22 protein-coding genes are annotated in these 25,051 nt (G+C 35.8%); 15 read left to right on the top strand and 7 right to left on the bottom strand.

Features of this window, described 5'->3' with window-relative positions; genetic code table 11:
- Positions 1 to 19 precede the first annotated feature (19 nt).
- From DV417_RS06265 to DV417_RS06200, 14 genes are all read left to right on the top strand, one after another.
- The gene (locus DV417_RS06265; protein ID WP_005626197.1) at positions 20 to 541 is read left to right on the top strand and encodes an iron transporter; all 522 of its coding nucleotides are present in this window, start codon (positions 20 to 22) and stop codon (positions 539 to 541) included.
- Positions 542 to 637: 96 nt separating this feature from the next.
- Positions 638 to 2,053, top strand: coding sequence for a Fe-S-containing protein (locus tag DV417_RS06260; protein WP_118788263.1), 1,416 nt, complete (start codon positions 638 to 640; stop codon positions 2,051 to 2,053).
- 2 nt (positions 2,054 to 2,055) lie between these two features.
- Positions 2,056 to 3,396: an ABC transporter permease gene (locus DV417_RS06255; RefSeq protein ID WP_118879111.1), complete on the top strand. Its 1,341-nt coding sequence runs from the start codon at positions 2,056 to 2,058 to the stop codon at positions 3,394 to 3,396.
- Positions 3,383 to 4,537, top strand: coding sequence for an ABC transporter permease (locus tag DV417_RS06250; RefSeq protein ID WP_118879110.1), 1,155 nt, complete (start codon positions 3,383 to 3,385; stop codon positions 4,535 to 4,537). The genes DV417_RS06255 and DV417_RS06250 overlap by 14 nt, the downstream gene beginning before the upstream one ends.
- A 431-nt stretch (positions 4,538 to 4,968) precedes the next feature.
- A complete protein-coding gene (locus DV417_RS06245; protein WP_005636775.1) occupies positions 4,969 to 5,643 on the top strand; it encodes an ABC transporter ATP-binding protein in 675 nt (224 codons plus the stop codon).
- A complete protein-coding gene (locus DV417_RS06240; protein ID WP_118879109.1) occupies positions 5,630 to 6,112 on the top strand; it encodes a TlpA family protein disulfide reductase in 483 nt (160 codons plus the stop codon). The genes DV417_RS06245 and DV417_RS06240 overlap by 14 nt, the downstream gene beginning before the upstream one ends.
- A gap of 3 nt (positions 6,113 to 6,115) precedes the next feature.
- Positions 6,116 to 6,436, top strand: coding sequence for a c-type cytochrome (locus DV417_RS06235; protein WP_118879108.1), 321 nt, complete (start codon positions 6,116 to 6,118; stop codon positions 6,434 to 6,436).
- Between the two features lie 243 nt (positions 6,437 to 6,679).
- Entirely contained in the window at positions 6,680 to 7,480 is an 801-nt protein-coding gene (locus DV417_RS06230; protein WP_118879107.1) for an ESPR domain-containing protein, read from the top strand.
- Positions 7,434 to 11,000, top strand: coding sequence for a YadA-like family protein (locus DV417_RS06225; RefSeq protein ID WP_192878559.1), 3,567 nt, complete (start codon positions 7,434 to 7,436; stop codon positions 10,998 to 11,000). The genes DV417_RS06230 and DV417_RS06225 overlap by 47 nt, the downstream gene beginning before the upstream one ends.
- Positions 11,001 to 11,110: 110 nt before the next feature.
- Complete coding sequence (locus DV417_RS06220) at positions 11,111 to 12,244, top strand: DUF2827 family protein (RefSeq protein ID WP_118879105.1); 1,134 nt, start codon at positions 11,111 to 11,113, stop codon at positions 12,242 to 12,244.
- 12 nt (positions 12,245 to 12,256) lie between these two features.
- On the top strand, positions 12,257 to 13,390 hold the full coding sequence (locus DV417_RS06215; protein ID WP_118879104.1) for a DUF2827 family protein: 1,134 nt from the start codon (positions 12,257 to 12,259) through the stop codon (positions 13,388 to 13,390).
- A 7-nt stretch (positions 13,391 to 13,397) separates the two neighbouring features.
- The gene (locus tag DV417_RS06210; protein ID WP_118879103.1) at positions 13,398 to 14,528 is read left to right on the top strand and encodes a DUF2827 family protein; all 1,131 of its coding nucleotides are present in this window, start codon (positions 13,398 to 13,400) and stop codon (positions 14,526 to 14,528) included.
- A 10-nt stretch (positions 14,529 to 14,538) separates the two neighbouring features.
- Positions 14,539 to 15,777, top strand: coding sequence for a hypothetical protein (locus DV417_RS06205; protein ID WP_118879102.1), 1,239 nt, complete (start codon positions 14,539 to 14,541; stop codon positions 15,775 to 15,777).
- Between the two features lie 24 nt (positions 15,778 to 15,801).
- Positions 15,802 to 17,340: a glycosyltransferase gene (locus DV417_RS06200; protein ID WP_118879101.1), complete on the top strand. Its 1,539-nt coding sequence runs from the start codon at positions 15,802 to 15,804 to the stop codon at positions 17,338 to 17,340.
- A gap of 31 nt (positions 17,341 to 17,371) precedes the next feature.
- Here the strand turns inward: DV417_RS06200 and DV417_RS06195 are convergent, their stop codons facing one another.
- The 7 genes from DV417_RS06195 to lsgA are packed head-to-tail and all read right to left on the bottom strand — an operon-like array spanning position 17,372 to position 24,151.
- Positions 17,372 to 18,472: a lytic murein transglycosylase gene (locus DV417_RS06195; protein WP_118879100.1), complete on the bottom strand. Its 1,101-nt coding sequence runs from the start codon at positions 18,470 to 18,472 to the stop codon at positions 17,372 to 17,374.
- An 8-nt stretch (positions 18,473 to 18,480) separates the two neighbouring features.
- The gene (lsgF, locus tag DV417_RS06190) at positions 18,481 to 19,284 is read right to left on the bottom strand and encodes a lipooligosaccharide biosynthesis galactosyltransferase LsgF (RefSeq protein WP_192878558.1); all 804 of its coding nucleotides are present in this window, start codon (positions 19,282 to 19,284) and stop codon (positions 18,481 to 18,483) included.
- A gap of 9 nt (positions 19,285 to 19,293) precedes the next feature.
- Positions 19,294 to 20,175 (bottom strand): lipooligosaccharide biosynthesis N-acetyl-glucosamine transferase LsgE, encoded by an 882-nt coding sequence (lsgE, locus tag DV417_RS06185; RefSeq protein ID WP_118879099.1) that lies wholly within the window; start codon positions 20,173 to 20,175, stop codon positions 19,294 to 19,296.
- 11 nt (positions 20,176 to 20,186) lie between these two features.
- Positions 20,187 to 20,960, bottom strand: coding sequence for a lipooligosaccharide biosynthesis galactosyltransferase LsgD (gene lsgD, locus DV417_RS06180; RefSeq protein WP_118879098.1), 774 nt, complete (start codon positions 20,958 to 20,960; stop codon positions 20,187 to 20,189).
- Between the two features lie 11 nt (positions 20,961 to 20,971).
- Entirely contained in the window at positions 20,972 to 22,033 is a 1,062-nt protein-coding gene (gene lsgC, locus DV417_RS06175) for a lipooligosaccharide biosynthesis family 4 glycosyltransferase LsgC (RefSeq protein WP_118879097.1), read from the bottom strand.
- Position 22,034: 1 nt separating this feature from the next.
- Positions 22,035 to 22,949, bottom strand: coding sequence for a lipooligosaccharide biosynthesis sialyltransferase LsgB (gene lsgB, locus DV417_RS06170; RefSeq protein ID WP_118879096.1), 915 nt, complete (start codon positions 22,947 to 22,949; stop codon positions 22,035 to 22,037).
- On the bottom strand, positions 22,946 to 24,151 hold the full coding sequence (gene lsgA / locus DV417_RS06165) for a lipooligosaccharide flippase LsgA (RefSeq protein WP_118879095.1): 1,206 nt from the start codon (positions 24,149 to 24,151) through the stop codon (positions 22,946 to 22,948). The genes lsgB and lsgA overlap by 4 nt, the downstream gene beginning before the upstream one ends.
- A gap of 133 nt (positions 24,152 to 24,284) precedes the next feature.
- Here lsgA and DV417_RS06160 point away from each other — a divergent pair, with 133 nt between their 5' ends.
- Complete coding sequence (locus DV417_RS06160; protein ID WP_118879094.1) at positions 24,285 to 25,028, top strand: YdcF family protein; 744 nt, start codon at positions 24,285 to 24,287, stop codon at positions 25,026 to 25,028.
- Positions 25,029 to 25,051 lie beyond the last annotated feature (23 nt).

The following is a 25,051-nucleotide window of genomic DNA, read 5'->3' as shown; positions in this document are numbered from 1 at the left end:
TCATCTCAGGAGAGAAACTATGAAAAAAGCACTTCTTAGCGCAAGTTTATTAGCAGGAATGTTTGCAGCAACTTCTGCTTACGCATTCCAAGAATATCCAATCGGTGAAGCGGTTACCATGAATGACATGGAAATTGCAGCGGTTTACTTAAAACCAGTGGATATGGAACCTCGCGGCATGGGCTTGCCTGCAGCAAAATCTGATATTCACTTAGAAGCAGATATTCACGCAGTGAAAGGTAACAAAAACGGTTTTGGTGAAGGTGAATGGATGCCTTATTTAACTATCAACTATACTTTAGTCAATACCGATACTGGTGCTAAACAAGAAGGTACCTTCATGCCAATGGTTGCTGGCGATGGCCCACACTATGGCGCAAACATCAAAATGATGGGCGTGGGTAACTACAAATTAACTTACCATATCGATCCGCCACCAAAAGCAGGTATGCACCGCCACACTGATGAAGAAACTGGCGTGGGTCGTTGGTGGAAACCATTTGATGTAAATTATGAATTTAAATTTACTGGTTTAAAATAATAGTGCTGTAAGGTGGGCTTCTGCCCACCAATTAACAATCAGACATGAAAAAACGGTGGGCTAAAGCCCACCCTACCATTTAAAAATCCTCTTTCTATGACTTATTTTTTCATTTTTGTTCTGCAATCTCTTTTGCCAATTTCGCTTTTACTCGGTGCATCTTGGGCAATCAAAAAAGGTAACATTTCGCCTAAAACGCTTATTTGGCTAAGCCTTATTGGCTTGGCTTTGGGTGTTGTCCTACGACTCAATATTCCTAATGGACAAACCACCAACCTTATTCTAACCATCGGCTTTTTAATTATCTTCTTACTTTTTGCAATCAGCCAATGGAGCAAATCATCAAACCTTGCCGCATTCTGGCAATTTGCATTAATGCTTATCGCGGGAGCAACTTGGGCAAAAGATCCAAACATCACTGCCCTCACCAACACAGATGTCATCAACACTGACTTTATTTTAAATATAAGTGCGGTCATTTTTGGCATAATCTTTAGTTTAGCCTCAAGTGCATGGCTCTATTTCTTACTTAAACAGCAACAAAAAACACAAGGTAAATCCACCGCACTTTTTGCACTCAGCTTTTTACTTTTTATCGCTTTAATTCTTCCGCTTGTAGCAGAACTGCTACTTACCTTAATGAAATTACAGCTCATTGAACTCACCAAAGTGCGGTTAAGTTTTGTGGCAAAATCAGGGGAAATCTCCGCTTGTCTCAATATCATTTGTGTTGCGTTAATGTCAGTTATTTTGTGTATTTTTACCATTCAAACACATTCAAAACGTTTAAGAGAAGCAAAAGCCGAAAAAGATCTTATTGAAAAACGTAAAAAATTAGCCTTCGTGCAAACATCAAAACGCACCATTTACTGGGGCATATTCGGTATTTTATTTGTGGCAGCAAGCCAACTTTATTGGGAAAAAGTTGCCTCTCAACCGCCACAACTTTCTGAAGCGGTTCCTGTACAACTTAATGACAAAAATGAAGTGCATTTAACACTAGAACCACTTAAAGACGGTAAACTTCACCGCTTTGTTTGGATTGCTGATGATGGCAAAGCCGTACGCTTTTTCATTATCAATCGCCAACCGAATAAAGTCAGTATGGCAGCAGTATTCGATGCTTGCCTACTCTGTGGCGATCAAGGCTATGTCATGCAAGGTAATCAAGTAGTCTGCGTTGGTTGTGGCGTGCATCTCTTTATTCCATCTATCGGTAAACCAGGCGGTTGTAACCCTGTACCTCTTGAAAATTGGCAACAAAGTGAAAATGAAATCGTGATTTCTCGTAAAAGCCTTGAAGATGGTTTAAATCTATTCAGTACGATTGTGGAAATTGAAGTACAAGATCCGATTAGTGGCGCCAAACTCAAAAACACTAAAACTGAATATAAATATAGCCACGAAGGGCATACTTATTTCTTTGAGAACGAAAAAAATCTCGATTTATTCCGCGATAATCCCGATAACTATCTCGGCATTAACAAAAACGAAAATCCAAAAGGGGAATAACAATGCTTGCTAGAATGTTATTTCAATCTTGGCGATTTGGTATCAAACGTAAATTGCTCGCCATTATCACTATTTTCTTAGCTGCAGGCTTAGTCTCTGCACTGCTTGCAGTTTCCATTGATATTGGTGACAAAATGGCGAAAGAACTGAAATCTTACGGTGCCAATATTTTGGTGGAGCCAGCCAGCAATACGGCATTGCCTGATGAACTCAGCCATAGTGCTTCATTATCTAGCCAAGATTTTTTAGATGAAAAAGAACTTCCCAACATCAAAGATATTTTCTGGCGAAATAATATCGTGGGTTTTGCCCCGTTGCTTTCAGCAAATGTGCAAGTGACAAAATCTTCACAAAATTCCACCGCACTTTCAGCACCTAAAACGATTAATCTTCTTGGTACCTTCTTTGATCATAATATTGCCGTGCCAGATGAAGAGGATTACCACACAGGACAACGAATCATTAGCCCTTATTGGAAAGTAGAAGGGGAATGGGTTGATGATCTAAACAATGACTTTGGCGAAATCGTCCCAACCCTTGCTGGCGAACAACTTGCCAAAAGTAATGGTTGGAAAATTGGCGATAAACTTAGCTTAAGCTACACAAACGATAACGGCGAAAGCCAACAAAGTGCGGTTGAAATTAAAGGTATTTTAAGTACGGGTGGAACAGAAGATAATCAGCTTGTTATGCCCCTAAGTGCAGTACAAAATTTGCTGGGTTTAGAAGGCAAAGTGCAATCCGTCCGCGTATCAGCCCTCACCGTACCAGAAAACGATCTTTCCCGTAAAGCGCGCGCCAATATTGATGCCTTAGATGCGGAAGCCTACGACCGTTGGTATTGCACCGCTTATGTTTCATCAATTTCCCATCAATTAGAAGAAGCAATTTCTGGCGCAATGGTTCGCCCAATTTGGCAAGTCGCCGCGTCTGAAGGTGTCGTCATTGGTAAAATCCAACTCTTATTGGCGGTAGTTACTTTCGCGGCATTAATCGCTGCGGCAATGGGTATCGCTTCCTTAATGAGCGCAGGCATTATCGAACGCTCAAAAGAAATTGGCTTAATGAAAGCCCTAGGCGCTTATCAATGGCAAATTACCTTACTGTTCTACTGTGAAGCAGTATTAAGTGCATTAGTAGGCGGAATATTTGGCTGTTTAGCAGGATGGGGATTAGCCAAATTTATCGGTGCCGCATTATTCGGTGCGCCTCTTGATTTCGCTTGGATCGTCGTACCTTGTGTTCTCGTACTCTCCATTCTTATTGCTGTGATTGGCACTTGGTTCCCAGCGCATAAAATCGCTAAACTTTACCCTGTCGAGGTACTTTATGGCAGAGCATAAAAGCGCAAAAACTCAAAGCATGTTCTGGCGATTAATTTTCCGCGCATTGCGATTACGCCTCCAACGAGTATTCATTATTTTCACCGCACTGACAGTGGGGGCAAGTATCGTCACCGCAATGGCAGCGGTTTACTTCGACATCAACACCAAAATGAGCCAAGAACTGCGTACTTTCGGAGCAAATTTCTATATTGGTTCAGCCGATGGTGGAATGATGAATCAAGCAGAATTAAACGCAATTTTACAAAAATCACCTGATGGTTTTATCACTGCTGCCAGTCCTTATCTTTATGGCGTCGCACGCAGTGATTTAGAAAAAATTGTACTGATGGGCGTAAATTTTGATGCCATGCGAATCCTCGCCCCTTACTGGCAAATTACGGGATCAGCAATCAACGTAAACTTTGACGATCGCAATGCAATGATTGGGAAAACCCTTGCTGAACGATTACATGTGAAAGTGGGAGACAGTCTACAACTGTCTAAAAATGCCGTAGAAAAACATAGTTTCAACATTAAAGGAATTGTAGAAGCCGGTGATGCAACTGACAATATGCTTATTGTAAATGTTGAATTTGCACAAAATTGGCTGGATAAAGAAGGCATAGTAAACAACGCATTACTCAATGTGCAAAATGCGCAAGGCGCCAATACAGTGGATCAATTTGCCGAAAAAATCATGCAACAATATCCCGATTTAACCGCTCGCCCGATCCGTAAAGTTTCCGCTTCAGAAGGGCAAATTTTAGAAAAAATTAAAGGCTTAATGGGCTTAATTTCCCTTGTGATTTTGGTGCTTGCAACCTTATGTGTGAACACCACCTTAATTGCCATTGTCGGCGAACGTTCCAAAGAATTTGCCTTACAAAAATCACTAGGTGCAAAAAAATTTGACATCATTCGCCAAATCAGCACCGAAATTTTAATAATCGCGTTTTGTGCGATTATTATCGGACTTGGCTTGGGGTATTTATTAGCTCAAGTATTGGGAATAACTGTATTCAAATCTTATATTGATATGCGATTACCAGTGTTACCAATTACGGTTGTACTTTCGTTATTAGTAGCATTTGTGGCTGTTATTATTCCAACACGTCGAGCATTGAGTATTAATGTTGCGAATGTGTTGAAGGGTGAGTAAAACTGAAACGCTTATAAATTATGTTCTTCGTTTTTACTTCTGCCAAATCTCCCCTACCCCTCTTTGTTAAAGAGGGGGATATAGGGAATAATCGTATTTAGATATGCGATTACCCATGCTACCAATTACGGTTGTACTTTCGTTATTAGTGGCATTTGTTGTTGAAGGGTGAGTAAAAGTGGAGCACTTATAAATTATTTTCTTCGTTTTTACTTCTGCCAAATCTCCCCTACCCCTCTTTGCTAAAGAGGGGGAAATTGAGGAAATTTTGAGTTCTGAGCTTTAACTTTGCTAGTTGAGAATAATAAAAGTAAATGAGCCTGCTGCAATTTATTTAAACCACAAAACCACTCCCCTCTTTAGCAAAGAGGGGTGGGGGAGATTTGGCAGTCTTAATTCATGAAGAAATTAGATAATAAAAGAGAAAAACCATGACCAATTTTGTAATAGAAACCCAACATTTATATAAACGCTTCGGGCAAGTTACCGCTCTGGAAGACATTAATATTCAAATTAAACAAGGGGAATTTGTGGCGATTATGGGGGCTTCAGGCTCTGGCAAAACCACGCTGATGAATATTTTAACGGGCTTAGATACCGCTAGCGAAGGTAAAGTCATCTTAGATGGCGTAGATGCTGCTCAATTAGATGAAGTCGGTCGCCAACGTTTCCGCGCAGAAAAAATCGGCTTGGTATTTCAACAATTCCATTTAATCCCTTATTTGACCGCACTTGAAAACGTTATGCTGGCACAACATTATCACAGCGTGATTGATGAAGCCTCCGCCAAAGCGGTATTAGAACAAGTAGGCTTAGGCCATCGCATTGATCACCGCCCTAGCCAACTTTCAGGCGGCGAGCAACAACGTGTTTGCATTGCGCGTGCGTTAGTGAATCAACCGCCCGTGATCTTTGCCGATGAACCAACGGGAAATTTAGATGAGCAAAATGAATCTTTAGTTTTAGATTTGCTCACAAAACTCAATCAACAAGGGCGCACCATTGTGATGGTGACGCATAATCCAGAGTTAGGTGAACTCACCGATCGTGTTATTTATTTACATCACGGAAAATTTGTAAAGGAAGAAAATCATGCGAACAAATAAACTATTGAAATTAGTTGCCATAAGTGCGGTTATTTTTGGCGCAGTTTCTTGTAAAGATGAAGTTGCCTCAGTAGGGCAAAAAGCACCTGATATTGCCGCCTATGATCTTCAAGGTAATCCTGCAAACCTTGATAATTGGAAAGGCACACGCTTACTTATTTTTTGGTCTGAAACTTGCGGACGTTGCATCGCAGAGTTAAAAGAATTTGAAAAACTCGCAGAAGACAATCCTGGAAAAGTTTCGCTCATTGCGATTAATGTGGATGGCGATAAAATGGACACCAAAGCCGTTGTGGCGAAACGTGAGCTCCATTTGCCTGTAATTAAAGATCAAATGAAAATTACCGCAGAACGTTATCAGCTTATGGGTACGCCCACTTCATTTGTTATTAGCCCTGAAGGAAACATTCAAGCTAAATATGAAGGCACCATTCCCGAAGACGATTTAACTAAATTATTTAAAGGATAACCCATGAAAAGAATTTACACTACTCTACTCTCTTTAAGTTTACTCACTGCCAGCCAACTTGTATTGGCTAATGTGAATAATGTGAATATGGAAAAAGCTGAAAATTTTTATAAACGAACCTGTGCCACTTGCCATGGAAAATCTGCTGAAAAACCCGCATTGGGACAATCCAGAATTATCAATACGCTAAATTCAGAGGAAATTTACACCGCACTTTCCGATCGTAAAAGTGGAAAAATACAAGGTGCAGGCAACATGGTAAAAAGCAGATTGAGTGAAGAAGAGATAAAAATGCTCTCAGAGTTTGTGCCGACATTAAAATAAAAGACTATCTTACGGGATAGTCTCCTCTTATAACAAAAAAGTTCCCCCCCCCCTCCCTCTCGCCAATCTTTACATAACTTTACAAAAATATGGTGTTTTTATAGGCTAATTTGTGGCAAAATGCACCGCCCTTTTAGAATTATTGGGTTCTTATTTTTTGATTTCTCCGTGAAATTAAGAGGTAAGCTATAACAGTACATGGTGTGCTGTTATTTTTTATCAATTATTTTAGGAAACTAATTAATGAACAAAATTTTTAAGATAATTTGGAATAAAACAACTCAACGATTAGAAGTTGTATCTGAGTTAGCTAAGTCACAAGGAAAAGCTACGGCAAGTGCAGATAATCGTGTTGAAATAGCGAGTACGGTTGGTTTTAAGAAATCCGTATTATTGACTGCAATATCCTTAGCTCTAGGATTAAGTGCTGTTTCTTTACCTGCAAATGCAGCGACTGTAGGCTCCACCTACGGTGAAGGTTATTCAACAACTTGGGGGGTGAATAACCAATATGGTGAGCGTATTACAGATAAAACTTGGCCAGTAGTGGTTGGGCGTGATAATAAATTATATCCAAACAATGATGCGGCGACTTATGGTAGTCCTGCAGCTGCAACGGTAATGGGACGTGAAAATAATATTACCAAAGGCATGGAGTTTGCTGTATTTGGTGAACGCAATGAACTTCATGCGGGTAATGTTTCTACAGTTATTGGTACGCGTAACAGTATCCGTAATACAGGTACAAATAACAACCGTTACTTAACAACCGTTGGTAATAAGATAGTGGTATCTAATCCATCAACGGAAGGGATTTATATAGGTAATAATGTAACTGCGAACTCATCCCCAATTGCTATTGGTAATAATGTATATTCTGAAATTGGTGGTTCTGTAATCGGTCATAATGCTGAAGTTCGAGCTCGAACTGCTTCAGGCGGTGGTTTTTTACCCGGCGATTCGGGTTTTGCCGTTGGTTCGAGAATTACCGGATACGGTGACCATATATTCTTTGGTCGAGGAATCAATTTATCATCAGGATAACGTAGCAAGCACTGCAACAGTAGACAACAAAAAAAGTGTTTATGTCGGTCAAGATATTACTGCGAAAGGCTCAAAAGAAAGCGTATTAATGGGTAGCAATATCACATCAGCTGACGATGTAGGACATTATGCTGTGGCGTTGGGTTCTGACATCACGTTAGGAAACGGCAATGACCAAACTGCAAACTCAACGGCTGTTGGTCAACACATCAATGTTACAGCTAAAAATGTCGTTGCTGTAGGTAGTGATATCACTGCATCCGCTGAAAAAGCAACCGCGATTGGTTCGGGAGCAAAAGCAACAAATAGTAGTGATGTCGCATTAGGTGCGGACTCAAGCACAGAAGGCGCAACAACGAACTTATCAAACTGGACAGTAACAGGCGATAATTTAACAGCACGTTACGCTAACTCGGTTAAAACCACCAGTAACGGTGTAGTTTCTGTGGGTAGCGCAACAGTAAGACGCCAAATCAAAAATGTTGCAGCGGGTGATGTGTCAGCAACTTCAACTGATGCAGTAAATGGTGCGCAACTTTATTGGTTATCGACTAAAATTGGTGATACTGACTACGTTCACGTTAAATCAACTAAAACGGGCAATAAAGGCAATGCAGAGAGTGGTGCAACGGGTTCAAACTCTGTGGCAGTTGGTCCGAATGCAACCGCTTCTTCTACAAGTGGCATCGCAATTGGTGATGAAGCAAAAGCGACTTCAGCTCAAGGCAGTCTTGCCGTTGGCCAAAACGCAAATGCATCCAATAACAATGCAACAGCCATTGGTCGTGACACCACTGCAAACGGAACTGACTCAGTTGCTGTAGGTTTAACTTCGACAGCTAGTGGCGCAAGTGCTGTTGCGATCGGTAAGTTAGCAAAATCTACAAGTAATAGTACTGTTGCTTTAGGACAAGAAGCGAATGCAACAGGTGTATCCGGTACGGCTTTAGGTTATAGATCACAATCAACTGGAGACTGGTCTGTTGCAGCAGGTCCTGATGCAAAAGCGACAGGAGCAAAAGCTTCTGCATTTGGTAACAATGCAAATGCAACTAAAGAAGCAGCTACCGCAGTAGGTTTCCAAGCACAAGCCACTGGAATTTGGACGGCAGCAGTCGGTCCTGATTCAAGAGCTACTGCAGACTTCGCGGTTGCAATGGGTAACAATGCTAATGCAACAGCCGTGAATGCAACAGCGATTGGTCATACGACTACAGCTGGACAAGTAGGTTCATTGGCATTAGGTAATAATGCAACGGCTAATACCGCAGCAGGCGACATTGCATTAGGTCAAGATGCAGCAACAGCAGCACAAAATGCCGGTAATTCATTTACTTTAAATGGTCAAAATGTTGCTGAAAACGTTGTTCAAGGAACAAACAATGGCGTGCTTTCTGTAGGTAGCGCAAGGGTTAAACGTCAAATCCAAAATGTTGGTGCAGGTGCGATCACCGAAACTTCAAGCGATGCGATCAATGGCTCACAACTTTATTATGTGGCAACCGCATTAAATACTGTGGCAAATGATGCTAAAACAGCAGCAAATAATGCAGTAACTGCAGTGAGCAATAGCTACCTACATGTCAATTCAAGTAAAACAGGTAACCTTGGGGCATTAAATGCTGCTGCTAATGCGACAGGTGCTAATTCTATTGCATTAGGCCCTAATGCAACTGCCGCTGGAGCAAGTTCAATCGCAATTGGTGATGAGGCTACTGTAACGGCCAATAATCCGGGAGCAATCGCAATTGGTCAAAATGCAGCTGCCAATACAAATAATGCAACCGTAATTGGTCGTGATGCGAAAACTGTAGGGGCGGCAACAGATTCTGTTGTAATTGGTTTAGGTTCAATTGCCACCTCTACATCAGCAACCGCTATTGGTAAAAATGCAAACGCATCTGGAGCAAGTTCAATCTCTATCGGTCAAAACACCGTTACTTCAGGAAGTGCAACTGCAGCTTTAGGTTATAACGTTACAGCTACTGGAATAAGTGCAACAGCTGTTGGTTCTTATGGTAATGCTTCTGGCGCTAATTCCATTACAGTTGGTTCTGCAAATGCTAGTGGTTCAAGTTCTGCTGCTATAGGTGCAGGAGCAAATGCTGCAGGAGGAAGTTCTGCTGCATTCGGTCAAAGAGCAAATGCAACAAATTTAGCTTCTCTAGCACTAGGTTATCAAGCAAACGCGACTGGAGACTGGACGGTGGCAATTGGCGGTGATGTAAATGCATCTGCTCTAAATGCAACAAGCGTTGGTCATGGTTCTGCTGCTTCAGGTGTTAACGCAACAGCCGTTGGTGCAGGAGCCAATGCAGCACTAGACAGAACATTAGCGTTAGGTCGTGGTGCAACAGCCAATACGGCAACTGGAGATGTGGCAATTGGTGATTCATCCACAACCTCTGCAGTTAATGAGATTTCTACTTTAACTATTAACGGTAAAGATATTTCATCTAACTTCCAAAAAGCAAAAGCAAGTGGAGATATTGGTGGAGTTGTTTCTGTTGGTAGTGCAGCAGTTAAACGTCAAATCCAAAATGTGGGAGCGGGTAATATATCTGCAACATCTACCGATGCAATCAACGGTTCACAACTTTACTATGTTGCTACAGAATTAAATACCTTAGCATCTACTGCAGAGAGCAAAGCAACTGTAGCTTCTACTGCAGCATCTACTGCGGATAGCAAAGCGGTAGCAGCGTCTACAGCAGCATCTACTGCTAATAGCAAAGCAACTGTAGCTTCTACTGCCGCATCTACTGCAGACAGCAAAGCGGTCGCAGCGTCAACTGCAGCATCTACAGCTGACAGTAAAGCCGTCGCAGCGTCAACTGCAGCGTCAACTGCAGACAGCAAAGCCGTAGCAGCGGAATCTAAAGCAACTGCGGCCGCGAATGCTGTTACTAACTCAGGCTTAGAAGTGAGTGGTCAAAATACCAAACTCGGAAATGGAGCAACCTACTCTAGCGGTTCAAATGCAACTGCAATTGGTGGTTCAGCTAAAGCAACCGCAGAAAATACAACTGCAATAGGTCAAGGATCCGAAGCAACTGCGAAAGGAGCAACAGCAATTGGTCAAGGTGCGAAAGCAACTGCTGAAAATTCTGTAGCAATTGGTACAGGCTCTACAGCAACTGAAGCAAATACTGTGTCTGTAGGTTCACAAGGTAATGAACGCCGTATAACAAATGTGGCGCCAGGTGTGAACCCAACTGATGTGGCTAATGTGGGTCAAGTCAATACGGTAGAAAATCGTATCAATAATAAACTTGGTAAACTTGATAAGAAACTTCGTAGCGGTATTGCTAATGCGGTAGCGGTAGCGAATATTCCTCAAGTTACAATCCCTGGAGCAAATATGGTTGCTGTAGGCGCTGGTAACTATAAAGGTCAAAGTGCTGTAGCAATAGGTTACTCTAGAGCAAGCGATAATAACCGAGTTATTATTAAGATGAGTGCAGGAGCAAGTACCCAACGTGATTACACATTCGGTGCTGGTATTGGTTACCAATGGTAATAACTAAATAGTTAATCTGAATTAGTTGATTAACTGAAAAAGAGCGGTATTTTTGTCATTTATTTGATAAAATAACCGCTCTTTTACTATATGAATATTGAGAATAAAATATGTCTAAAAAATACAACGTAGGTATTACGTTTAATTTAGAAAGCCAAATTAGAGATATTTGGTCTAATGGAGTTAGTCAAAATCTAGTTTTTTTATATCAATTATTTGAAGCTTTAGATATTGTAGAAAACGTAACTTTTGTTTGCTGGGGACCAGAAGGCATTACTACTCCAGATAAAAATTTTATGTTGGATAATTTAAACCTTAAATTTTCACATATTAATGATATTATCGAAGATTTAGATCTTTTGATTGAAGGCACTTTAACTATAGAGCCAGCTCAGGCTGATATCCTCCATAAAAATAATGGGAAGGTAATCTGCTATAAAATGGGAAATGATTATATTTATGATATTGAAGCTGTAATACATAATAAATCAGCAACAAGAATATTTAATGGTACTAAGTTTGATGCGAATTGGATTATTCCACAGAATATGAATACTAATTCGGCGTACTTTTCAATTATGCATCGTTGTCCATCTCGACAAATCCCGTTTATTTGGTCTTCAGTTTTTTGTGATAAAGGAATTGCTGAATTAGATCGACCATTTGGTTATATAAATAATTTAGATAAGTCTAAAAAATCTCGTCGAATATCTTCTTTTGAACCTAATATATCTATTTTTAAAAATAGTTTTACTGATATTTTAATTGCGGAACAAGCATACAGAGAAAAACCTGATCTTATTGAGCATGTTTATATGTGCAATACATATGACATTAAAGATCACCCTACTTTTTTCAATTTTATTGGAAGAACACATTTGGTCCGAGATGGAGTGATGAGTGTCGAAAAACGATTTGCAATGCCTTTGTTTTTATCAGAATATACTGATATTGTATTAAGTACTCAATGGGAAAATGGGCTAAATTATGCTTACAATGATGCACTTTACGGAGGCTATCCGTTTATTCACAATTCTAAATTATTACCTAAAGGCGTAGGATATTATTACAATCAATTTGATGCATTTGAAGGAGCAAGAGTATTAATTGATGTGATTGAAAATCATGATAAATATCACGATGCTTATGTTCAACGTGCAAATGAATATTTAGATTCCTTACACCCACATAACCCTATAAATTTAGCGGTTTATGAACTTGAATTAAAGCGTTTATTTGAATAAAAGAGTAAAAAAATGAGAAAGTATAAGATCGGTATTACATTCAATTTAGAAGGGAAAATAAGAGATATTTGGGCAAATGGCGCAGGACAGAATGTCATATTTCTCTATAAATTATTAAAAAGTTTAGATTGTGTTGAGTCTGTTGTTTTAGTGAGTGATGGGCCGAATAAAATCACTGTACCTGATAAAGGTTTTATGCTTGATGATTTTAATTTATCTTTTGCTTATGTTTATGATGTTATTGATGACTTGGATGTCTTAATTGAAGGTACGTTAACTATTGAACCTGATTATGCTAATCGAATTCATCAAAGAGGAGGAAAAACGGTTGTTTATAAAATGGGAAATGATTATATCTATGATATAGAATCAACCATACATGATAAATCTCCTATACATCAATTCAATGGTGCAAAAATTGATGCTAATTGGATTATTCCACAAAATATGAATACGAATTCGGCTTATTTTTCAATTATGCATGATTGTCCATCTGTTAAAATTCCTTTTATTTGGGAACCTTTATTTTGCCAAGCTGCAATTGCTCAACGTCCTGATTTATCTTTTGGTTATTTAAGTAATATAAATAAACATAGCCATAAGCGTAGAATATCCTCGTTCGAACCCAATATTTCTATTTTTAAAAATAGTTTTATTGATATTTTAATTGCTGAGCAAGCATATAGAGAAAGACCAGATCTGATTGAACACGTCTATATGTGTAATACCTATGAGAAAAGAGAACATAATACTTTCCATAACTTTATTGGCAGAACAGAGCTAGTAAAAGATGGAGTCATGAGCGTAGAAAATCGCTTTAGAATGACAGATTTCTTATCTATTTATACGGATATTGTCCTCAGCACGCAATGGGAGAATGGATTGAACTATGCTTATAATGAAGCACTTTATGGAGGATATCCGTTAGTACATAATTCTACCCTGCTTCCAAAAGGCATTGGGTATTACTATGATCAATTTGATGCTTTTGATGGTGCAAAAAAATTAATTTATGCGATAGAAAATCATGATAAAAATTATGATGAATATATGCAAAAAGCAAGTGATTATTTAGATTCATTAGACCCTTACAACCCAGTAAATTTAGCTATTTATGAAAGAGAATTAAAACATTTATTTAAGTGAGAAAAAAATGAAAAAATATAAAATAGGCATTACATTTAACTTAGAACATCAAAATAAAGATGTATGGTCAAATGGTGTTCATCAGAATTTGGTTTTTTTATACCAACTTTTTAATGCATTGGATTGTGTTGAAGATGTTACATTTGTAAGTTGGGGACCTGAAAATATAAGTGATCCTAAAGAATGGAATATGCTATCAGATCTTAATCTAAAATTTAATCAAATTGATGAAAAGATTAATGAACTAGATATTTTAGTAGAAGGTTCTTTATATATTGAACAGCGTCACGCAGATATTATTCGAAAGAATAGTGGAAAAATTGTTTGCTATAAGATGGGAAATGATTTTATTTATGATGTTGAGGCATTTTTACATAATAAACCATCACCAAGTAGTTTTAATGGTACTCTGTTTGATTCACATTGGTTTATACCACAAATGTGGAATACAAATTCTTCCTATTTTGCAATTATGCAACGTTCAGAACCACGTTTAATTCCCTTTATTTGGTCCCCATTATTCTTAGATAAAGCTATAAAAGATTTATCACAACCATTTGGTTATATAAATAATAAAGATGATTCTAAAAAAACAAGACGAATCACATCATTTGAGCCAAACATTTCTATATTTAAAAATTGCTTTATAGATATCCTAATTGCAGAACAAGCATTCAGAGAAAGACCAGAACTCATTGAACATGTTTTTATGTGTAACACTTATGATAAGAGAGATAGACCTGCTTTCCGAGACTTTATTGGACGAACAGACTTATTAAAAAATGGAAAGATCTCAGTAGAAGGGCGTTTTCATATGGCTTATTTCTTATCTAAGTATACTGATATAGTTTTAAGTACTCAGTGGGAAAATGGTTTAAATTATGCTTACAATGAAGCTCTTTATGGAGGCTATCCATTTATTCATAATTCTAAACTTTTACCTAAAGGTGTAGGATATTATTACGATCAATTTGATGCTTTTGATGGTGCAAAAGTTTTAATTGATGTCATTGAAAATCATGATAAACATCATGATGAATATGTTGCTAGAGCAAATGACTATTTAGCTTCGCTGCATCCATACAATCCTATTAACCTTGCTATTTATGAAAATGAATTAAAACGGTTGTTTAAATAGGTAAATATAAATGAAAAGAATTATTTTAACAGCATTAGATAACAATAATACTATTTGGTATGAGCAATTCTTACCCTTTATATTAAGTTTACAAAAAACAGATTTCTATACCGAGAAAAAAGGTGATATTGGTGTATTAGATTACGGTCTTTCTCTAGAGAAAAAGGCCGTTTTAGAAAAAAATAATATTTTTTGTTTCTCCCCTTCTCATTGTTATAGTGAAATGCTTTTAGATAGACATATTTCTGTTGCAGATATTGCAGAAAAATATGCTTATGAGCAAATTGCATTTTATGATGCTGATATTTGGTTTCCCTCACAAACACTAACTGTTTTTGATCAGATTATCCATCAAGATAATTTATATTGTGCTTATGATGCTTGGCGTTGTAGCTTTCTAACAGATGTTATTTCAGAAGATAAAATTGATGAATTTAATAAAAAAATTGATGTGTTAGAGGAAAAAAATGGATATGTATGGCAGGTTGGTGTTGTTTTAGGAAGTAAAAAGGCTTTTTTAAATTATAAAGAGTATGTTCAATATCAGTTAAATACAAATTCATATTTTAATATGAGGTACGGTATTGATACATCATTAATTAATCTCTATTCCTATGATAAAAATAAAGTAAGTGTACTGCCCATTAAATATAATTGTACGCCTGTTTGGGGAGTCAAACATCTTGTAAAAAATCATCAACATATTTTTCTAATAGAAAATGAGCAAGTAGAGGGATTTCATATTACAAGAAATCATCGTGAAGACAAATTAATTACGTTTAATGGGCTTTATCCTGATGATTTTTATGAGAGGGGAAAAGCCTTCCAAACGGGAAATTATATACTTTATAATATCATTAGAGAAAGTTTAGTAACAAATAATAGTGAAAGCCAAACTAAATTATCACTAAATTATGCAAAAGCCAACGGACATCTTTTAATAAAATTTGATAGTGGTGACCTTTTTAGGAAAGGTGCTCTATGTGTTGAATGTTCAGGAGAAAGTACTATTTCTTTTATAAATAATCAGGATTCTCCAGTAATTTTATATTGGCTTTATAGTGGAATTGCAACTTATCCCGAATGTACTCGAATCTATATTAATAATGGAGCTATTTTTACACCAAAACAAAATTATTATTATAAAGATATTATAGGAGCAGGTAAAACTATCAGTTTTAACACGCAAGATTTAAATGTTGAAGAACACCGAATCCAATGGTTTTTTGCTGGTTTACAGATTGTTTAATTTATCGGTTTAAAGTAATAAAATATGAAAAAGTATGTAATATTTAATAAAAAAGATCAAAATAAGCTAGAACAATTTTATAAATCTATTGATGAAAATGACTTTATCGAAATAGAAAGCATTTCTCAAACACTTATAGATTTATATTCAGATAATTCACTATTGTTTAATAGTAGTAAATTTAGAGATATTTTTAATCGAGAGCCTGAAGCTAAGGAAATTACTCAAACATTGTCGCATATTCAATGTTGGAAAGCTATTTCAGAAAATCAATTAATCGATGATAATGATATGGTTCTCATTGCTGAAGCAGATATTGTGCTTGTACCAAATGCAATTGAATTAGCAAATGAATATGCAAAGAAATATTCTTCTTATAATATAATAAAATTACAGCGCGACTTTCCAACACATAATCAGGAAAGCTTATTTAAAGAGGAAGATACTATTGATGCATTAGTTTATGGAGATAAAGAAAACTATAATAATTCTGGTGCATCACTTTATCTCATCCGTAAAAGTATCGCAAGAAGGTTATTTGAATATACCATAAAAGAAAAGCCTTATTGGAAAGCTGATTATTTTGCTGATTTTATTTCTTTAGTTGATAGTGTTAGTCATATTGCACAAGCAGAAAAATTATTAGGGCATATACCCAAATACAAGAAAATGCCTGAAAACCCTTTATTTAGTATTATTATTCCCATTTATAATACAAGTAAATATTTAGATGAGTGCCTTAATTCCGTCGTTAATCAAAAATTTGATGATTATGAAGTGATTCTTGTTGACGACGGTTCAGCTGATGACTCTGCAGATATTTGTTATAGATATAAAAAAGAATACAACAATATTATTTTTATAAGCAAACCTAACGAAGGTCAATCGGTTGCTAGAAATATTGGAATACACCTAGCGAGAGGAAAATATCTTATTTTTTTAGATAGTGATGATTATTGGAATAATGATAAAGTCTTATCCGACCTGGAAATGATTTATCAAGAATCTAATCCTGATATTATAATGACTCCTTTAGCTTCTATTTATTCTGATAAAATTCTTTACCATAGTCCAGAGTATAGAAATATGAAAGGAAATTTCCATGAGGATTTTCAATATTTATTAAATAAAGAAATCTATCTTGGTTTCCCAGTTACAAAGATAATAAAAAAAGATATTATAAAAAATAATAATCTTTATTTTATTAAAAAACGTACATATGAAGATATACCGTGGAGCTTTAATTTAGTAAGACATATTAAAACATATTCAATCTATCCTAAAATATATTATATGTATAGGAGAAACAATGAAAATTCCACAACTAGGTATGTTAGCGTCATTAACCAACAAAATTTATTTATGAATTTTGTTGATATATATAAAGAATTAAGTTTTTTTAAAGAAAACATCCCAGCTCTGTACCCTACAATGCTAAATTATGCACATAACATAGATGAATATATTATGAAATGTTATCAGTTACTGGACATTGAATCTAAGAAAGAAGTTGATGAATTAATGAAAAGCCATATTGAATTAATTAAAAAAATAGCCATTTAATAAGTTATTTATATAAAATAATTAATTTTTCTCAATATATTTTGAAAAGGTTATCTTTAATTTGTTCTGCAAACATACCGATACTCAACGCAAAATAATTAGATTTATTCCAATCCAAAATAGTACGGAAATTATTTGAAACTAAAAATGCTCTGCCCGCTTCGCGATCAGGGCGAACTAGCCAAAGCTGAGCATTTTCAAGTGTACTTAATTTTGCTTGCTCCTGTGGATTGGCGCTTTTTAAAATTAGCCCCATCGCTTGCCAGTCTTTTAAAGAGCGAGCTTTATTACTTTCTGTACCAGAATAACTCAAATCAATAGGTTGCGTAAGCATCACCTCTACGCCCCAAGGCAAACTGTTATCCCATCCTACTGTATGCAAATAATTTGCAATAGAAGCAAAAGTATCAAACTGGTTTTTCCAAATATCTTTTACGCCATCATTATTTCCATCAGCCGCATAACGTAAGAAAGTGCTTGGCATAAACTGAGTTTGTCCCATAGCGCCCGCCCACGAGCCTAACATACGTTCACGTTGAATATGATCTTTTTCAAGCATTTTCATGGCTGAGATAAATTCTTTCGTAAATAATTTTTCTCTACGACCTTCAAAAGCCAAGGTTGCCACTGCAGAAAGTACATCATATTTGCCTTGATAATGCCCGAAGCTACTTTCCATTCCCCATAACGCAAGCAAATACTCCTGTTGAACACCATATTTTTGGCTTGCTTTTTGCAATGGGGCTTGCACTTCCCAATAACGCTCACCCGCGACATTCACTTTATTTTGAGTTAGCACTCTATTGAGATAATTGCTCGTGCCATTAGGATTAGCCACTGGAGGTGAATTAGGATCTCCTTTACGAATTTTACCGGCTTGTTCACGATCTAAATCTACTGCCTTTTGCATATAAAGAATATTATTTTGAGCATTCAATACCGATAATGACACACCTTCAGCGGCGGCTTTACCTTTTAAAAATTGAACATAATCATTAAAATTTTCTGGCGTTCTTTGCTTAGTATAACTGGTGCTATTGACCACTGGCTTAATATCAGGCGAACTAGAACAGCCAACTAAAAAAAGTGCGGTGGATAATGCAGAAATTTTAAATAATATATTCAATTTCATCGTATTTCCTATTTACGTAAAAAAGTTTGATAAAGGTTTTTCAATAACGAGGTTGGCAATAAACGAGAACCAAAACGCAATACAAAAGTAAATAATCCAGATAACAATCCTTGAATTCCCAAACGATATTTTAATTTGAACAAACGCCATTCTGCTTTGGCTTGATTGACCCCACGGCGGCGACTCACCATGCCATTTCCTACTCGCGCATAAACTAAAATATCAGGCAAATTCGCCACATATAAACCTTGTACAACAAGTTTGATCCACAAATAATAATCTTCTTGAAGATCTTCATATCCACCACAATTAATGACCGCAATTTTTTGATATGCCACCGTCATATGATTAAACGGACAACGTTTTTGCGTAAATTTGATAATTTCTTGAGCCGACGTTGGCACATTACGATATGCCACAATATCATTTACATTTTCACCAAATTCGGCAATTTGTCCGCCAAAGATAATGGTTTCAGGATGTTGTTCAATAAACGCCACTTGTTTTTCAAAACGATCAGGCACGCAAATATCATCGGTATCCATACGGAAAACCCAGTCATAAGCACAATGCAATAAACCTTCGTTCAAGGCTTTACCTAAACCTCGATTTTGCGGCAATTTAACTAATTTTAATGGCAGTTTTGTTTCAAACTCCGTCACAACAGATTCTAATTCTGGCATTACTGCACCATCAAAAACCAAAACAATTTCATCTGCTTGACGAGTTTGTTCCACAAGACTTTCAAAACACTCCCGCAAGAATTGAGGATTTTCCTTAATATATAAGGACATAAGGACTGAAAATTTCATTTTATTTTCCTACATAAACCGTTTTAAATTAATCGCTAATTTTGGCGAAATTAAAATAACCAACGTAATAATGAATTGCTTAATGCTTTTTGTTTTCTTAAAAATATCAAAATAATATTTTGCCGCTTTACGCGATAAATTCATGATATGGGGATAAGCCAAAATATAGCTCGCATTAATATCAAAATTACGAGCTTGCTCTACCGTTTTCACATAATGCTCGCGAATATAGTCAATCGCTTTTTGCGTATTAGTAGTATCCGTAGACACACTTGAACGTTTAGTATGGAAAGTACAATAAGTTAGTGGCTCATTAATTTTATAAGGTTTAAAACTCGGCTCTTGTAGCAGTTTTAATAAGAAATCATAGTCTTCCAAAGAACGAAGTGCGGTGGATAATCCACCTATTTTTAAAAACATCTCTTTTTTAATCGCAACCATTGGCATGCCACCAATCTTATTGGCTAACAAAATACGTTCTGTCGAGATTTCTTGGGGTTCAATCGGTTGAGTCACATAAGTAAACCCTTCATTGACCATTTCACATTTAGCTGGATGATAAATAAAATTAATGTCTGGATTTTGCTCAATAACTTGTAATACTTTTTCACATTTTTCTGGCATAAAACGATCATCATCATCGAGAAAAAGCAACCAATCGCCATTTGATGCACGCGCACCAATATTACGACTTTCCGCTGCACCTTGATTCGTTTCATTACGAATCACTGTAACTGGAAAAGAATAGCTTTGTTCAACAACTACTCTCTCTTTGGAGCAATCATCCACAATAATCACTTCAAAATGAGTCGATGTTTGTTGATTTAAACTTTCTAATAAAACTGGCACTTCTGCTTTTCGATTATAAGAAGGCACAATAATGCTTAACATAATTCCTTCCTTTAATTAGCCAAATTTTTCTTAATCGCAAAGATTTTTTTCAATGGATATTTCATTAATTTTTTAAACAAATTATTGGATAAAGATCCACGAACACTTTCTAAATTGCTTATCAATACAGGATTTTCAATTACCATGAGAGGGCGAACCACTTTATTTCTTATATTAAAATCCTGTTCAAAGAGTAAAAAATCATCCGCCAACCAAAATGGTTTATTTTGAGAAATTTGCTGGATAAATCTTCTTGCAGCAGATTTTTTAATAAGATAACCCACCGTGCCGGCAAAATAACTTTTATAAGGGAAAGCGTAATTTACATTGCCTGTTTTTTTGCATAGAAAAGAAAAAGTTGTCGGATAATTAATTTCTAAATCAAAATCATTGAAATCATTAATTTTGGACTGTCCAACCAATATAATTTCAGACTCAAGTTTTTCTGATAAAAGCGCGGTTAAATTTTGCTGAAAATCTGAGTGGAATAAAGCGTCATCTTCACAGACTAACGCATAGCTATCTTCATCGATGTCATTGTCTTCAACAATTTTTTGGTACACGGAAAGATGACTTAATGTACAGCCGATTTCGCCCTTAGTGACATTACGGCCATAATGTGCTTTAAATTGTTCAATATTAAAAATATCAGCTAATTCATCCCAATCTTTTTGCATGGTATTAATGGCAGAAAAAATTTGGAAATCCTCAGTGTTTTTTTGAGAAAAGAATAATTCCCGACGTTGAATATCTTTATCTAAAGAGATCAAATATTTTTTTAACATAAAATGATGCCTTATAAAATCGCTTTCCATTCTTCAATAATTTTCTCAATGCCATAATTTTCACTCATTAAACGAGATTTGTCTGACATCTGTTGATAAAGTTCAGGATTATTCATTAATAAATCTAAACCATTAACCATTTCTTCAATATTATTTTTTTCACAAAGAAAACCATTTTCTTTATGCTCCACTAATTGCTTTACACCCGGAGAACAATTAAAGGCAACAATAGGCAAACCAAATGCCATCGCTTCAATAACAACTAAAGGCAAGCCTTCTGTTTGTGAAGGTAAACAATAAATTGAACTGCTTTCATAATAAAAAGCGACATCATTGGTACGAGGAATAAAATTAACTGAATCTTCAATACCTAACGCTTTAGCAAGATTTTTTAAATTCTGTTCTTCCTCACCCGATCCCACTATTTTTAAATTCCAATCTGGGTGATTTTTTGCTAAAACTTGCCAGGCTTTTAATAAATAATCAAAACCTTTATAAGAAAATAAATGCCCTACAGATAAAATAGTTTTATTTTCCCATTTTGCTAATTTATTCTTTGGCAAAAGCGTATTTGGGTTAGCTATACTGATTATATTGTTCGTTTTAAATTTTTCTTGCCACAGTGTTTTTTCTGACTCGGTTAATGTAACGACTTTATCACATCTTGTTGAAGCTAAATATTTACCGAGTGTACGAACTAGGCGATTGCCAGTAAAGTTAAAAGAATAATGCTCCCATAAAATATGCTTTACATGTAAATTGACCAACGCCAAAGCAGAAAAGAGCATAATCGCACCATCAACCACAATTAAGGTATCCAGCTGCAATTCTTTAACCAATTCTCTTAATTTTTTTGTGATAGAAAAATAATCTTTTTTCAATGAATAGGGCAATTTATTCATTGCGTAAATATTAATTTTTTCATCGACTTGGAAAAAAGGCTTATTACCGCCAATGCTAATAAAAGAAACATCATATCCCTGTTTGGCAAGGGCATTAGCAACATTAATAGAAACGCGCTCTGTTCCACCCGCACTTTCGATATTCATAATAAAGAAACCAATTTTTTTCATCTTAAATTTCCTTATAAATCGTTAATCCAAGATCTGGAAATGAATCGTAACAGAATTGCCATCTTGGAATACTCGTTCTAATAAAACGAATTTCTACATTAGGATGACTTAATAAATTAAACGCAACAGAACTGAAGAACGTGTAAATAATCACTTTTTTATTCGCTAAATGTTTAAATACGTAATCTTCAAAAATGAGTTCTGATTCAACATAATTTACCTCATCCACTCGGTAATCTTCTGCTGGATGAGGGAAATAATAGTCAAAAGGAATCTGATCTTTTAATTTTTTTATTAATGAGATATTTTCCTCTTTTGTATTTAACAATGGTTGTCCAATAAAAAATGAGACTTCGCCATCTATATCGCAATTGACTTTATTATCCCATAAGGAAATGGGTTCAATATTGGGAACAATATTTCTGTAATTAGGATAAACCGTATAATGTTTTTTTATTTTGTTAAATAATTTATGCACATTATATTTATCGCCAATAAAAACTTTAATCAGTTTGTATTTAAATGTATCAGGCTCTCTCAATAAATTAGGATGTGGGAAAATATTATCTGAGCCATCATCAAAAGTATAAAGCTCTTTAAATGAAACATGACTAAGATAAGTTTGTAGCCATAATGAATTAAGATTGGCGAGAAAAACCTTATCAAAACTTTTATGCGTAATTTTATTCTTAAGCTGGCGCATTAACTTGAGAGAATCGAAACCTTTTAGATCTTTTCCCGTATCAATGTTCATAGAATCATTACAAACTTCCGCTAATTTACTCGCGTATAAGGTTCTTTTTTTATCCCATACACCACCAAACATAACGCCAAAGAATTGCTCGTTAGGATGTAATTCAATGATTTTTTTAGCAATTAATACTTGCAATGGTGTGCAACAAAGAATGAGATTCATAGGGTTTTACTCACTTTAGATGTCATAAAATAAAGAATAGGAATAATGGAAAGCGAACCAATAATTCCAGCATAAGGGATATATTTAATTTCTGTAAAAGTTAAAGCCACAAGGCTCGCTACATAAATGATTGTAGATAAAACCGAACATTGGGAAATAAGTTTATTTTTTCCATAATAGAAAAGATAATTAACTAAAATCAAATAAGGAATACTTAATGTGGTCGAAATTAAAAATAAAATAAAATAATATTTCGTTCCCACAAATTGACTTCCTAAAATCCAAACGAGCACATCTTCAGGAATAATCCACATAACTAAAGCGGGAATAGGGATCAGCAAAAAGGAAAATAGCGCCCATTTATGTAACTGTTGAATCACTAATTTTTTTTGTTTTAAAGCTTCATAAAAATAAGGAAGAATCGCTTTATTAAGAGCTTGAATAGCAATAGAAACCACCAAAGCAAGTTGAGCGCCCATGGCATAAAGCCCTAAATCTGTTTCACTGAATTTGTGATAAATAAAAATACGGTCTAACTGCCCTTTTAAGAAAAAGCTCGCATGATGCAAAATGAGCGGTAATCCAAATCCTAAAATATAAAATAATGCAGATTGATAATGTTTAAATTGATATTTTTTAGATGTCGCACTCTTTCTGTAAAGAAAATAAGAAAAAAACCAAACGACTAAATTACTCAATAAAATGGCCAAAATTCTTTTTTCAACAAGGTCATTTTGATAATACTCGAGCAGTGCGATGGTAAATACCGCACCAGTAACAGTGAGTGAAAATTGAATAAAAGCATAAGACCAAGCTTTTTTCTGGCATTGTCTTACACTTAGCTGAACATTTAAGAAAGATTGAAAAATTGAGGAAAGTGCAGCATAAAATAATATTTCAGACTGAGCAATCCAACACCCCATTAAAATAATACTGCCAATTATCGTCGTATAAGCATAGCCGGTATTCACCACTAAATTTAATGAACGTTTTCCGTAAAAATAAAAATAACGGGAAATTGCGCCCTCCTGAGTTAAAGAAACCACAATTAAAAATAAACTTAAAAAAGTTTGATAATAAGAAAGTGAGCCATACCCTTCTACGCCCAATTTACGCGATAAATAAGGCAAAAGTAAAAAAGGAACTAACTTTGACGATAATTCCCCAACAAGGTAAATGACACTGTCTTTAAAAACTTTCATAAATATAACCGCACTTTTGATGAATTCGAGCGTTTGTTTATCAAAAAATAAGGGGCTTATTTTAACAAAATCAACATGGACAAGCTATGACTAATCATTATAATGAAACCGCTCTATATCAAGGATCTTATCTATGTTAGAACTAGGAAAACTTCTTACCGCACTTATCGCACCACCTCTCAATACCTTTGTATTACTGATTATTGCAGTAATTCTTTATCGTGTTCATTTCAAAAAATTAGCCAAATTTATTGCGCTTATCAGTTTCACTTGGCTTTATGTCATGAGTGCACCTTTTACCAGTTTATTTCTAACAGATAATGATAATTCTCCAGCCCTTACCCTAGATGACTATAAACAAGCTCAAGCCATCGTAATATTAGGCGGTGGATCTTACCCAACCAAAGAACTGTATGCAGAAACAGCTTCTGGCGCACCGCAACTAGAACGTTTACGTTATGCGGCATTTTTACAAAAAGAAACGGGCTTGCCTGTTTTAACTACGGGCTATTCTTTGATAGGCATTTCTGAAGGCGACTTAATGGCAAAAGAACTAAACCAATTCTTTAATGTGCCAACGCAATGGATCGAAAATAAAGCCCGTAATACGGAAGAAAATGCCAGTTTTACTAAACCTATTTTAGTTAAAGATCATATTCAAAAAATTATTTTAGTAACAAATCAATGGCATATGAAACGAGCCAAATATCTTTTTGAAAAACAAGGATTTGATGTACTTCCTGCTGCAGCGGCAAGCTATGGCAGCAAAGTAAATCTCTCTGCAAAATCTTTTATTCCTGACTTAGGTGCGTTAAATAGCAATATGGTTTTACTAAAAGAGTGGATTGGTTATTGGAAAGCCCATTACCTACAGTAATTACATATAAAATTAATCTTCTT

The sequence above is a fragment of the Haemophilus haemolyticus genome, from assembly GCF_003490935.1.
GTDB classification, from domain to species: Bacteria; Pseudomonadota; Gammaproteobacteria; order Enterobacterales; family Pasteurellaceae; genus Haemophilus; species Haemophilus haemolyticus_M.
The sequence above is the reverse complement of the archived record's forward strand: the minus strand, read 5'-3'. Positions and strand labels throughout refer to the sequence as shown.